This is a genomic window from Alcaligenes pakistanensis (assembly GCF_014652815.1).
Lineage (GTDB): Bacteria > Pseudomonadota > Gammaproteobacteria > Burkholderiales > Burkholderiaceae_B > Alcaligenes > Alcaligenes pakistanensis.
In genome coordinates, this window is the sequence record NZ_BMZN01000001.1 from 403,023 (window position 1) to 415,739 (window position 12,717).

A 12,717-nucleotide genomic window follows, 5' to 3' on the forward strand; every position below is an offset into this window, starting at 1 on the left:
ATATCCTAGTAAACAAAGTCGAAAGGAATATCGGCCATGGCACGATAGGCCACACCATTTTCCGTATACGGTTTAAAACGTGCTGTACGTACCGCCCTCAGCGCCGACTCATCCAGGCGTTCATAGCCCGATGAATTTTGCACCTTGGCTTCCAACACGCTTCCTTGGGTTGAAATCACTACGCGAACCACCACGCGACCCTGCTCACGACGACGCTCCGATGCCCGTGGGTACACAGGTACAGGACGGCGTCCCAAATAGTCCACTCGGCCAATCAGCTTGGGCCGGTCACCATCCGTGGAGCGGGCAGCAGTTTGAGCTGCATTATCCGTTGCCGGACCGGCCTGGGCAGCCGGAGCAGCTGGCTGGGCGGGCTGCGGCGTTTCTGCCGGCGGCACTTCTGGCTTAGGTTGTGGCTTGGGCTTAGGTTTCGGTTTGGGTTTCGGTTTGGGCTTGGGCGGCTCGGGAACCGGTGGTTTTTCCACAATAGGCTCTGGCTCGGGTTCCGGTTCAAGTACCGGTTCCGGCTCAGGCTCTGGATCAGGTTCCACCTCGGGTTCAGGCTCAGGCTCAGGCTCAGACACCACCTCCTCAGGAGGAGCGCTGACCTGCTCTTGCTGCACCGGAGATTCCGACATTTCCAGCAAGGTCACACCCACAATATCCATAGGGGCGGGCTCGCCCACCATCTTGGGGGTATCTGTCCACAAGATGGTAGCCAAGACACCAAGGTGCAATCCCAGAGCTAATGCCAGCCCGGTTGCCTTTAAAGCCAGCATCGAGCGATTATTCGTTTGAGAAGCAATTCCGGTCATAATCCGTTCTACACATTCTGCAACCCGCATGGACAATGACGGGACCGGACAGGATGCCCAGTGAAGTATCGAATCTTAACAGAAACAGGAATGATTCTCAATACTAAATTCCTGTAATATTTCCTGCTTAAAATCCGCCCTGCAAAAACTGTTCAGATACTAACGCAACAGGCTGACCTAGGGTCAGCCTGTTGCGAATAATTTGCAAAAAAAGACTAAGAAACTCGTGCGTCCGCCTGAGGCTCCAACGGGAAGGCGCTGAACTTGCGTGGCAGAGCCAAAGCACGCTCTCCGGGTAGCAAACCTAGCTGCGACCAACGCTGATGATCGAACTCAGCTTCCCAGGCGCGCTCACCCTCATTCAGGGCCAGCTCTACCCGTACCGTCGCCCCCAAAGGAATAATGCGCTGCACGGCCACCACAATGCCCTGGCCATCCAGTTGACGCTGCAAGTCCAGATCATGGGGACGCACATAACCTACGGCCTCTCCCTGCCCGGCTCCCTGACCATTCAGCGCCTGATTGGACTCGAACTGACCCAACTGCGGATCAGCGACAAAGCGACCTTGCTGGAACTGACCAGGCAAGCGATTGGCGGCTCCCAGGAACTCATATACAAAGGGGCTGGCCGGATGGTTGTACACATCCTGCGGAGCGCCTTCCTGCTCAACACGCCCTTTGTTCAACACCACGATACGGTCAGCCACCTCGATGGCTTCTTCCTGGTCGTGCGTCACAAACAAGGTGCTGATATGCAGATCGTCATGCAAACGGCGCAACCAAGAACGCAGCTCTTTACGCACCTTGGCATCCAGAGCACCGAAGGGCTCATCCAGCAACAAAACGCCCGGTTCCACGGCCAGCGCTCGCGCCAAGGCAATACGCTGCCGCTGACCGCCTGACAAGGCCGCCGGATAGCGGTCCGCCAACCAGTCCAGTTGGACCAGCTCCAGCAGCTCATGCACCCGCTGACGAATCTGCGCTTCGGGCAAACGTTGTTTGCGAGGTTTGATACGCAAGCCAAACGCCACGTTTTCAAATACGGTCATGTGACGGAACAAGGCATAGTGCTGGAACACGAAACCCACTTGTCGATCCCGTGTTCCTACCGCGGCCACATCCTTGCCATTGATCAGCACCTGACCCGCATCCGCATGTTCCAGGCCAGCCACAATGCGCAACAAGGTCGTCTTGCCGCAGCCAGACGGCCCCAGCAATGCCACCAGCTCGCCCGCTGGAAAATCCAATGTCACATCACCCAGTGCTGTAAACGCACCAAACTGTTTAGATAGATGACGAACTTCGATACTCATAATGAACTCCGAATGCGATCATCCACGATGACCGTCTTGAACCATTTTGCGCTCGGCCCACAATTTAAGCGCCAAAGTCAGTAAAGCCAAGACCGCCAACACTGAAGCCGCTGCAAAAGCGCCCACCGTGTGGTAGTCGTTGTACTCAATCTCTACGTGCAAAGGCAGTGTATTGGTCTGGCCTCGTATATGACCGGACAGCACCGACACCGCTCCAAACTCGCCCATGGCACGGGCATTGCACAGAATCACGCCATACAGCAGGCCCCACTTGATCTTGGGAAGCGTCACCCGCCAGAACATCTGCCTGCCGTTAGCCCCTAGCACTCGCGCTGCCTGCTCTTCCTCGCTGCCTTGCATCTGCATCAAAGGAATCAACTCTCGGGCGACGAACGGAAAGGTCACAAATAAAGTAGCCAGTACCAAACCCGGCAAGGCAAACACGATACGAATATTATTGGCATCCAGCCAGTCCCAGAACGGACCCTGACGACCAAAAATCAACAAGAACATCAAACCCGCAATCACGGGGGACACTGAAAACGGCAAGTCAATTAGCGTAGTCAGAATGCTCTTACCGCGAAACTCAAAACGCGCAATGGCCCAGGATGCTGCCAAACCAAAGGCAATATTCAACGGCACAGCAATCACTGCGACCAGAACCGTCAGGCTGGCGGCATGCAAAGTATCACTTTCGCTCAAGGCGGACAGATACGGCATGACACCACGGCTGAATGCCGTCATAAAAACCAGCACCAAAGGCAGCAGCAAGAACAGTACAAAAAACAGCAAGGCAATGCTAATCAGCACCACCTTGACCGCCCGGCTCTCGTCTTGCGCGGCTCGCAAGCGTGCGGTGTGTACGGGCACTACTTGCACCGTGGATTCCATCGTCAAGGTCGTGCTCATCGGGCGGCCTCCAAAGACAAGGGCGCAGCCACCTTGCTTGCTTTAGCAGTCGCCTGACCAGAATGGCGTGACTGCAAATACCATTGCAAACGATTGATTGCCAACAAAATAATGAAAGATAACACCATCATCAAGACAGCCAGCGCTGACGCTCCCGCATAGTCAAACTGCTCCAACTTGATCACGATCAGCAAGGGTGTAATTTCCGAGATCATGGGGACATTACCAGCAATAAAAATTACAGAACCGTATTCCCCAACAGCACGGGCAAAAGCCAAAGCTACCCCCGTCAGAGCAGCAGGCAAAATCGCGGGCAAGATAACCTTGGAAATGGTCTGGAAACGATCTGCTCCCAAGCAGGCACTAACCTCTTCCTGCTCTTGCTCCAGCTCTTCCAGAACCGGTTGCACGGTACGCACCACAAACGGCAAACCAATAAAGACCAAGGCAATCAAGATCCCCCAGGGCGTAAAGGCAATTTGACCCACATAAGGTTCAGCCCAAGATCCAATCCAGCCCGTAGGCGCATAAATCGCTGCCAATGAAATCCCGGCGACCGATGTCGGCAAGGCAAAGGGCAGATCAATCAAGGCATCCACAATCCGGCGACCGGGAAAGCGATAACGCACCAGCACCCAAGCCAAAATCAAACCAAATATCCCATTGATCAGAGCAGCCAAAGCCGCCATCCCAAAGGTCAGCTTCAAAGAAGCCAGGACACGGGCGGCGCTAATCGTCTCCCAAAACTGCACCCAAGTCATGGAAGTCGTCTTGAGTAAGACCGCCGACAAGGGAATCAGCACAATCAAACTGAGATAACTGACGGTCAAACCCATTGTCAGGCCAAAGCCAGGCAAAGCGCGTTGCGTACGCTTCGCTGGCCATAGCGTCCAAGATCCGCTGCGAGCCGATCCCATCGTAGATTCCTCCGAGATCGGTTTCATTTACTCAGATAAATGCTGTCAAACACACCACCATCGGCAAAATGCTTGGCCTGCACTTGAGTCCAGCCCCCCAGTTCCTCATCCACCTTATACAGCTTCAAGGCAGGAAACTGATCGCGATATTTGGCGGCGACCGCTTCCAAGCGTGGACGATAAAAATGACGCGCTGCAATTTCCTGGCCCTCAGGGCTATAGAGATATTCCAGATAGGCTTGGGCGACTTTTTCCGTACCGTGCTTGGCCGCATTAGCATCCACTAAAGCGACAGGCGGCTCGGCCAGAATACTGCTGGACGGCACCACAATATCAAAGCGATCTGGCCCTAAGTCCTTGACCGACAACAAGGCCTCGTTTTCCCAGGCAATCAGCACATCCCCGATCCCACGCTCCACAAAAGTGGTGGTCGATCCGCGTGCACCAGAGTCCAGGACGCTGACATTGCGATACAGCTTGGCGACGAAATCACGTGCGTTGTCTTCGTCGCCATTGCCTTGTTTCAGGGCGTATAACCACGCCGCCAGATAATTCCAGCGCGCACCGGCGGAGGTTTTCGGATTCGGGGTGACGACCTTGATATCCGAGCGAATCAAATCATCCCAATCATGAATGCCTTTGGGATTGCCTTTACGCACCAACAAGACAATCGTGGAGGTATACGGTGTGCTGTTGTCGGGCAAACGAGCCTGCCAACCCTTATCCAGCAGGCCGGACTGGGCTATCTGATCAATATCGGAAGAAATGCCCAGTGTCACGACATCGGCAGGTACGCCATCAATAACGGTACGCGCCTGCTTGCTGGAACCACCATGCGAGCTGCGGATAACGACACTGTCACCCGTTTGTTCTTTGTAATGGGTTTGAAACGCCTTATTGAATTCAGCGTAGAGTTCACGCGTCGGATCATAAGACACATTCAGAATACTGACCTCGGCTGCCACAGCCGTTGCTGCTGCCAGCACCAAAGCCAGCAAAGCTCCTGCCCGAACACCCTTCCACTTCTGTTGAATCCGCTTCATTTCCCATCCCCTAGAAACCATTTCCAAGCAATGAGAACGAGTCTAGCAAGGCTGTTTCACCAAGCTAAATACCTATTCTTTGGTTAGATATAGCGGGGAGATGGAGGGCTAGAACAGCCAGATCAAAACAATCAGCGCAAAGAGGCACTCACCAACCTTGGACCAGAGGAACCAAGACTTGGATTCCTCGCAGTTGCCCGGAGCGCAGCCCGATGATAAAGCGATGCGAATGGAGCAGATACAAAAAAGCACTTAGTTCTACCTGAGTGCTGGTTTCGACTAGCAAAAGAAATGGTCGGTGCTAAGGGGTTCGAACCCCCGTCCTACGCCTTACAAGGGATTATAATTTCTTTTTAAATCAGATAATTACATAACGAACTACTTAAAAAAAGCTTATTAGATAGGTGGTTGTCATTTACAACATTGTTGGCCTATCTTCCATTTCTCTACTTGGCCACGATAGTCATGCGGACTTCATGGTGTGCTTGTCAAAACTTTTACCGAGCAAACATGGTAAAACTTTGTTCTGTGACAAACCAAAAAGAGATTAACCATGGAAACGCTTAAACACCTATACCTTATCTTTCCGACTATCCTCAGTTCGGCTGTAATCATGGTCATCCTGACCGCTTTGGCAACTGCCATTTGGCACTTCATGATGTGGGACGACAATAAGTTGTTCTTAGCTGTAGGAGTAATGTTTATTTTACTCGTAGCGTACTACCTCTGGCCTTGGATGGCTTACGACCCTCGTGAACAACTCTTTGCTGCCGAACGACTCACCAGAGACAACATGCTTAGCCGGTTTTTTGCAGCCGCCATTTCTGGAGCTATCGGAACAATGTGCGGGTGGCTTGTAGCGAATAAATTTCTGCAAAGTCGATCCTGGTAGCCGCAACAGGAATAAACTCTGTTTTTTAGTTGGAATTCAGCGGGGCGTTTACTAGTATGACTGCCCTGTATACCGTCTGACCCCGCCTCGGGACCAAGATTTTGTCAGACTTAGGATGAAGTGGCCCGCCATAGAGCGGGCTTTTTTGTGTCTAAACCAAATGCCAGACCGACAGGAGCGGCTCATTGTCACGAAAGCGAACTTTTATTTTCCCAACTTGAAATGCTCTTCCAACCGCTTTATTCGGGTTTTAATTTCTGCTTTATCAAATGCGCCCTTTATGGCTTGGCTATTCAGCAATTTCTGCTGTTCACTGGCAGGCAGATCGTCCCACAAGCTCAGCAGTGAGGCGCCCAAAAATCCGAGTATTAAGCGATCCTCCTCATCCAATTGATCTACTGCCCGCGATACCGCCAAACCTTTAAGTTGAGATCCACCATCGTCATCCCATTGCTCCTTGACTGGAGGTGCTGTCGTGCTCATAACTTCCCCTTGAACAAGAGCTTAAAGAGCTTTGAGTATAGGCTCCCAGGCTTTCCAAAACAGATTAAACAAGAGCGTACAAACTAATTTTCCCTTAAAATATAATGAGTTACAAATGAGCGTAGTGTGAATTCCGTGAACACGCCTAGTATAGAGACAGACCTTCTCTAGAACACCTTGAAGGAGCTACTGACGCTGTCACTCAGACTTTCTGACATGCATGCTGTCAGTCATGGCAGGAGTGCCTATGACTTACTACCTCCGGTCCACAGGAACCCAAGCTAACTTGCTTCGCTTCCCCCTTCAATCGGCCAGTGAACCTGCCGACCCTACCCTTCCAGATCCCCGCGACAAACGCCCCGTCGAAATCGAACGTGTTGAAGATGAAGATCAAGCACAGCCGAACCCAGACGACCGTACAGGCCAGGACAGTCCCCAAAACCCTCCCCCTGCGCAAAAAAATCAGTCCTTGTTGAACTGATCACTTTCGTGGCACCGCAAGGCGGCCTTTCACTGCCTGCGTTTAGCTCGCCGCGACGACGTTCTTTATATTGGAGTTATCACATGACACAAACCAACCAGAAACCCGAGCAAGCTCCCCAATCCCCCCAGCAGCCCTCACCTGCTCCTGATCATAAAGCTGCCATGCATCCAGAAAAGCATGACGAGAATAAGGACAAGAAAGTCCCGCAAGATCAGCCCAAAAGCAAGTAAGTAAGGTACGGCAGACTCGCCCCAACGGGTCTGCGCTGCAAATGCAACAATCATGGACGCTTGGCCCAATCCTCGTGCAAGCATTAGTCTGTGACCCAAAAACAATAATAAAAACTTATGCTCAATCCAGCAAAATAACTGGAGCAACTCCTTCCAGGAGAAGACCGTGTATCACCAAGCCCAACACACGCTATGCGTCCTATGTCGGCTGCTACCTCTATCAAAATCACGTAGTGCGAAGCATGCCTCCATGGTCATCGCATACGGATCAACAAAAAGAGAGAATGAGGCGAAAAAAACTCTATATCAATGCTCCAGCTGCAAAACATTGTGGCTATATGAACAAGACCGATGGGGAACCTGCCTGGGCTTCAAACTCTGGCCCAACGGTCTGCAAAACTTCCAGCATTAACCGTCCTGCCTCCCAGAAAGTAAAAGGGCCCGCAATGACATCATTGCGGGCCCTTCCCATATCAAAAATAAAAGAGTGCTACAGCCTCAAGAGCTTACCGGCCCCGAGCGGCCCCTCTCCCTGTCGGTTTATGATCGTGAGCAGCGCTGGCTCGTTTGATCCCTTCATTGGGGGCCTGAGCGGGCCAGCCCGGTTGGGTCTGAGTGGGATCAGGCTTACGTACACTTGCCTTTTTAGGCGCCTTGCCTTTTTTGTCCATTGTGACCTCCATTGGTCAATGGCGACTCCAACAAATGTCAGAGCAGCTATACAGCATATGTCATTAAGCAATAGGTCGCTGGTTTAATTAGCGATAGACACAAGATAAGGCAGCGTGAAACCCAATTGAAAAATACGGGTAGAAATAAACAAAGGCCTACAGCTAAAAATGCTGTAGGCCTTTGAGCATTTGGTCGGAACGGAAGAATTTGAACCTTCGACCTCTTACACCCCATGTAAGGCCCATGAATAAGCCCATATAAAAATCAATAATTTAGAGCTTACCCAGCCAATACGCGGCCCGCCATAGAGCGGACTTGTTGCGTCTGGTCATCGGGCGCCATCACCTGGTTGAACAATGAACGGTATCCGCCCTGCCGCGAAAGAAAAGAGTGGCTTCTGTCTCCATCATCACCTGTAAGTTCAGCACTTCTTGCTTAACAGGACCGCGCTCCATTTCGGTGCGCTTCACAGACTGGTCAAAGCGCTCACCAAAACCGTCAAGCAGAATTGACACGTACTCAGGTAGTTTTGCCATAGATTCAGATAAAAAACCCGTCAAGCAGATGCCTGACGGGCTGAGTAGTATGCTGCTAAAACCAACAAAATAAGACCCTATCGAGCGGGGAGTTATACGACCATAAAATAGCCCGCTAGTAGATGTGGCTCATAGGCAGGGATCTGCCTATTCCAACTTAGCGCCGGACAATTCAACCAACCCTTTAAACCGCTGAATCTCCGACAACACGAAAGAATCAAGCTGCTCAGGATTTAACTGTTCTCCGATCTGCACGCCCATGTTTTCCAGTTGCTCAATGATCGCCGGCTCTTGCAAAATCTTGGCAATCTCTTGATTCAAACGCTCCACAACTTGTACAGGGGCATCAGCATGCGTAGCCACACCGTACCAGGCAGCAGCATACATATCAGTCAGGCCCAACTCCTCAAACGTGGGCACATCTGGCAGCACGTTCAAGCGCTTAGCAGACGCCACTGCCAACGCACGCAGTGAGCCCGCCCTGACCTGAGCCAAAGACCCCGTATCCAACATCAAATCGATATTGCCCCCCATAAGATCGGTGACTGCTGGCCCGCTCCCTTTATAAGGAATGTGAGTAATACTTATCCCCGCGCTCTGAATCAACTGGGACGCAGCCAAATGCTGAGATGAACCAACTCCCGCGGAGCCATAGTTCAGTTTGCCTGGATTTTCCTTGGCATAATCCAAAAGTTGTGGCGCTGTCTGGAACTGCGAATTAGCCGGCACCTCTAGCACATTCGGAATAGCGCCAATCAAAGCCACATGGGAAAAGTCCTTCTGCGCGTCATAACCTATCTTCGAGTACAAGTGCGGATTGATCGCATTCGTTGAGCTGGTAGTCATCAACAAGGTATACCCATCTGCCACCTCCCTGACAAATGATGTTGTACCAATATTGCCTCCCGCACCGGCCTTATTCTCAATAACAATTGGCTGACCCAATTCCTCTCCCAAGCGCTTACCGATAATTCGAGCAATCACATCGGTCGCACCACCCGGAGCCCAAGGAACGATCATACGAATTGGTTTATTGGGATATACGGTTTCCTGAGCCTGTGCGGGAGCAAGGCTTGCAAACGCCGCCACTGCCAAGAGCGGAGCAAACAAAATTCTAGCTTTCAACACAATACAGTCTCCCTATGTTTTTTTATGCGCTAGCGCGCTAATGAAATTCAGCAACTTGAACAGACAAGACACAACGCTTACTTAATAGCGGAGTTCAACCAAGCATCGTCGTAAATACCAGCCGCAATATCTGCCAATATCCGCTGCTCATTGGCATGGAGCTCGCGTGCTTGACCTGCAACTTGTTCTGCTTGCTCAGCAGCGACGAAGACCACGCCATCGGCATCCCCCAGAACCACATCGCCCGGAGAGACCACATTGCCATCGATACTAATCACCTTATTGATGGCACCTGGGCCGTTCTTATATGGACCTCTGGGCGTAATGCTTCTGCCGTAACAAGGAAAACCATCACGGATGAAGGCATCAACATCTCGCACTGCGCCATCTACAACAAACCCGATAACCCCACGTGCGCGTGCAGCGCTTAGCAGTATTTCGCCGACCAGCGCTCGCTCTGTGCTTCCTGCACCATCAATGACAAGTACATCGCCAGGCTGAGCTTGACGTAGCGCCGCATGAATATACAAATTGTCCCCTGGCGCCACTTGCACCGTGAGCGCGCGTCCCAATAAAGGCTGCACACCATGCATTGCTTTCAATCCTTGAGATCCTCGCAGCCGATCTAAGCTATCGGATACTAAAGAAGAAGAAAGCCCAGAGAACAAACTCAACAAATCTTCCATACCCCTCCCTTACTTAAAAGCACACTCATCAACGTCTACAGCGTCTGATGAAGTTCGACTTATTGTGGCTAGCCAAAACTTTCCTGTATATTGAATAGTTGTCCTCAATATATATTCCAAATAGGAAAGCTTTATGCCTAGCCACAGACAGTTGGAAGCCTTCTACTGGACTGCCAAGCTCGGTACATTGAGCGCTAGCTCTGAAAAGCTGTGTACTACGCAATCCGCAGTGACTAAGCGCATCCGCCAATTGGAACAAACGCTAGGCGTACGCTTATTTGTGCGAGAGGGAAGACATAATGTGTTGAGCGATGAAGGCCGAACTGCCATGCTCATGGCAGAGCCCTTGCTGCAGCAGCACGCTACTCTTTTGCAGCAGTTCCGCACTCCATCGCAGCCAGTCCCGCGCCTTTCAATTGGTGTAACGGAGATTACGGCTATTACTTGGCTGCCAGTGCTGATCGAACAGCTCAAGCATCGCTACCCCGGCATCGTGCTAAAAATCGTCATCGCTATGCATTCAGAGCTACAACAAATGCTGCTAAGTAACACGATCCAGCTTAGTATCCAGCAGCAACTTCCTACTCATGCCCTGCTTCACTGCATTGACATCGGAGAATTGCGCCTTATGTGGGTCGGGGGGCCCGACATGAGCGATAAACGAAGTTACTACCTACGCGAAATTGCCAGTATGCCGATCATCCGACAAAACCATGAATCAGCACTGAGCCAGGCATACGACGACTGGCTACGTCCGCACACCGCAGACTCAGCCGTCTTCACTATCAATAGCCTCATCGCCACAGCCAGCCTAGTTTCTGCGGGGCAAGGAATAAGCTGCCTGCCAGAAGAGTATTTTTCTCCCATGGTGACTAGCGGACAACTCGTCCGCCTGCCAACGAGGAAACAACAACCACGATTGATCTACTCCGCTATATTCCGCAAGCAGGACAGCAACATAGCCTTCTATCACGACGTCACCCGCATCGCTCAAGCAGCATGCAGGTTCGCACCGGCCCATTAGTAGGCCCCTAAACTCAACAGATTTACCTTTGAGTTCGTGCATGGATCTCTAGCTTCTATGTCCTCGCTTTAGCTCCCCATGTCCTACGCATAACCTTCCCTGTGCTTGTAGTAGGACTTCCCAATTACTCGTCTGAAACACTTACTACCAAGCGACGCAGAACTTGGCTGGCTGCCCCCGTGGCGGGTTTTATATGGAAGACACATGCCAACCAATAATCACACCACTGCTCCTCTCGGAACGCTAAATATCGCTCCAATGTTGACATAGCAACCGAGGACAAAGGCACCTGACACTCGTATGGCGGGCACGGATGCTAGCTGGCGCCAACTGTGCACCCTCTTCATCTCTGAAATCCAATTATCTAGCCAGCCGGCAGTAATCCTGGCCAACGGCCAATCGCCATGCATGCGCACAATAACGCGCAGCGCTGCGACATCCTTCGTGGATAGATGGGCTTCCCGTTGGTACTCTCTGTCCAACGCGTTAATCGTCAGGATGCGGCCTTCTGGCTGGTGCTTGGAAGGAAAAATGCCCCGATTCAGCAATGCCTCTAGCCGCTGGGCATACTCATCGCCCCCTTGCAGAGGCGAAAGTCATATAGATAGGTTTTTCCAGCAGGCCGGCTTTTTTGAATACGTATTCCCAGGTGCCGTTAGTGCGAATTCGCTTACCAGCGTTTACATTTCTCCAGCACGTCATTTAGGCATGATCAGGCTGCAATGTAGGGAGTAGTAGAGTTGGTAGCAAGCCAATCTTGGTTGGCTGAGGCTACCTTAGACTAGTTAAAAACTAGTTAAACAGGCACAAAAAAAGCACTTAGTTTTACCTAAGTGCTTGTTTCGACTAGCAAAAGAAATGGTGGGTGCTGAGGGGTTCGAACCCCCGACCTACGCCTTGTAAGGGCGCCGCTCTACCAGCTGAGCTAAGCACCCATTTCTGTAATGCTGTTCTTCCGATGAAGAAAAAGAATTATAGGGCCAATTTATTCTTTCTGCAAGTCTTTTGCGTAAATTAATTTAAAAATTAATTCACAGCGTCTTTCAGAGCTTTACCGGGACGGAACTTAGGCACGTTTGCGCCTTCGATCTCGATTGTTTCACCGGTACGTGGGTTACGACCCGAACGGGCAGCGCGTTCCGACACAGCGAAGGTGCCAAAACCAACCAGAGTAACCGTATCTTTTTCTTTCAGCGTGGTGGTCACGGCATCGATAAACGCATCCAGCGCACGACCAGCGTCAGCTTTGGACAGATCGGCTTTGGTGGAAATGAATTCGATAAGCTCGGTTTTATTCATTGAGAAAATACCCCTGAAAATTATTTTACGGGCCCCCAGCGGGAACCAGTTTGTGACGGCCAGACTTAATAGTGACAAACGACAGAACATCCAAGCACTACCGTCTGTCATTGCAACCAGGCGCACAAGTGCCCCGGTTGGCTACCGCGTATTAAGCCTTCGTTTAATACACGTGTCAAGCAAAAAAACCCCTGTAACCCGCATCATTGCTCACTGTTGATATCGGTTTCGGGACTTTCCCTATTTTGCATCGAGAAACTTAACAGGGCGCTGCAAATATGTTATT

At 51.4% G+C, this 12,717-nt stretch carries 13 protein-coding genes and 1 tRNA gene; 3 read left to right on the top strand and 11 right to left on the bottom strand.

Translation table 11 applies throughout. The annotated features are described in order from the left end of the window. Nucleotides 1-5: 5 nt before the first annotated feature. From IE156_RS01840 to IE156_RS01860, 5 genes are all read right to left on the bottom strand, one after another. Entirely contained in the window at nucleotides 6-638 is a 633-nt protein-coding gene (locus tag IE156_RS01840) for an energy transducer TonB (RefSeq protein WP_373296490.1), read from the bottom strand. 392 nt (nucleotides 639-1,030) lie between these two features. Beyond that, nucleotides 1,031-2,128 (bottom strand): sulfate/molybdate ABC transporter ATP-binding protein, encoded by a 1,098-nt coding sequence (locus IE156_RS01845; RefSeq protein ID WP_189390782.1) that lies wholly within the window; start codon nucleotides 2,126-2,128, stop codon nucleotides 1,031-1,033. An 18-nt stretch (nucleotides 2,129-2,146) separates the two neighbouring features. Then, a complete protein-coding gene (gene cysW / locus IE156_RS01850) occupies nucleotides 2,147-3,037 on the bottom strand; it encodes a sulfate ABC transporter permease subunit CysW (RefSeq protein WP_189390783.1) in 891 nt (296 codons plus the stop codon). Beyond that, nucleotides 3,034-3,954 (bottom strand): sulfate ABC transporter permease subunit CysT, encoded by a 921-nt coding sequence (gene cysT / locus IE156_RS01855; protein WP_189390784.1) that lies wholly within the window; start codon nucleotides 3,952-3,954, stop codon nucleotides 3,034-3,036. Before cysT ends, cysW begins: the two co-directional genes overlap by 4 nt. Nucleotides 3,955-3,977: 23 nt before the next feature. Beyond that, nucleotides 3,978-4,997: a sulfate ABC transporter substrate-binding protein gene (locus tag IE156_RS01860; protein WP_189390785.1), complete on the bottom strand. Its 1,020-nt coding sequence runs from the start codon at nucleotides 4,995-4,997 to the stop codon at nucleotides 3,978-3,980. A 553-nt stretch (nucleotides 4,998-5,550) separates the two neighbouring features. On the opposite strand from IE156_RS01860, the gene IE156_RS01865 reads away from it, so the two are divergent. Continuing rightward, nucleotides 5,551-5,889 carry a hypothetical protein gene (locus tag IE156_RS01865; protein ID WP_189390786.1) on the top strand — a complete coding sequence of 113 codons (339 nt, stop codon included), beginning with the start codon at nucleotides 5,551-5,553 and terminating at the stop codon, nucleotides 5,887-5,889. A gap of 204 nt (nucleotides 5,890-6,093) precedes the next feature. Here IE156_RS01865 and IE156_RS01870 read toward each other — a convergent pair whose 3' ends face one another. After that, entirely contained in the window at nucleotides 6,094-6,372 is a 279-nt protein-coding gene (locus tag IE156_RS01870; protein WP_189390787.1) for a hypothetical protein, read from the bottom strand. A 564-nt stretch (nucleotides 6,373-6,936) separates the two neighbouring features. Here IE156_RS01870 and IE156_RS01875 point away from each other — a divergent pair. Continuing rightward, nucleotides 6,937-7,086 (top strand): hypothetical protein, encoded by a 150-nt coding sequence (locus tag IE156_RS01875; RefSeq protein WP_189390788.1) that lies wholly within the window; start codon nucleotides 6,937-6,939, stop codon nucleotides 7,084-7,086. 1,013 nt (nucleotides 7,087-8,099) lie between these two features. Here the strand turns inward: IE156_RS01875 and IE156_RS01880 are convergent. From IE156_RS01880 to IE156_RS01890, 3 genes are all read right to left on the bottom strand, one after another. Beyond that, nucleotides 8,100-8,294 carry a hypothetical protein gene (locus IE156_RS01880; protein ID WP_189390789.1) on the bottom strand — a complete coding sequence of 65 codons (195 nt, stop codon included), beginning with the start codon at nucleotides 8,292-8,294 and terminating at the stop codon, nucleotides 8,100-8,102. A gap of 147 nt (nucleotides 8,295-8,441) precedes the next feature. Beyond that, entirely contained in the window at nucleotides 8,442-9,422 is a 981-nt protein-coding gene (locus IE156_RS01885) for a Bug family tripartite tricarboxylate transporter substrate binding protein (protein WP_229840881.1), read from the bottom strand. A gap of 77 nt (nucleotides 9,423-9,499) precedes the next feature. Beyond that, nucleotides 9,500-10,108 (bottom strand): RraA family protein, encoded by a 609-nt coding sequence (locus IE156_RS01890; protein ID WP_189390790.1) that lies wholly within the window; start codon nucleotides 10,106-10,108, stop codon nucleotides 9,500-9,502. 133 nt (nucleotides 10,109-10,241) lie between these two features. Between IE156_RS01890 and IE156_RS01895 the strand changes: the two genes are divergently transcribed. Continuing rightward, entirely contained in the window at nucleotides 10,242-11,132 is an 891-nt protein-coding gene (locus IE156_RS01895; protein WP_189390791.1) for a LysR family transcriptional regulator, read from the top strand. Between the two features lie 859 nt (nucleotides 11,133-11,991). Here IE156_RS01895 and IE156_RS01900 read toward each other — a convergent pair. Together IE156_RS01900 and IE156_RS01905 are read right to left on the bottom strand one after the other, a co-directional pair. Further along, nucleotides 11,992-12,067: transfer RNA gene (locus tag IE156_RS01900), tRNA-Val, on the bottom strand. 91 nt (nucleotides 12,068-12,158) lie between these two features. Next, a complete protein-coding gene (locus IE156_RS01905) occupies nucleotides 12,159-12,431 on the bottom strand; it encodes an HU family DNA-binding protein (protein ID WP_003799450.1) in 273 nt (90 codons plus the stop codon). Nucleotides 12,432-12,717 lie beyond the last annotated feature (286 nt).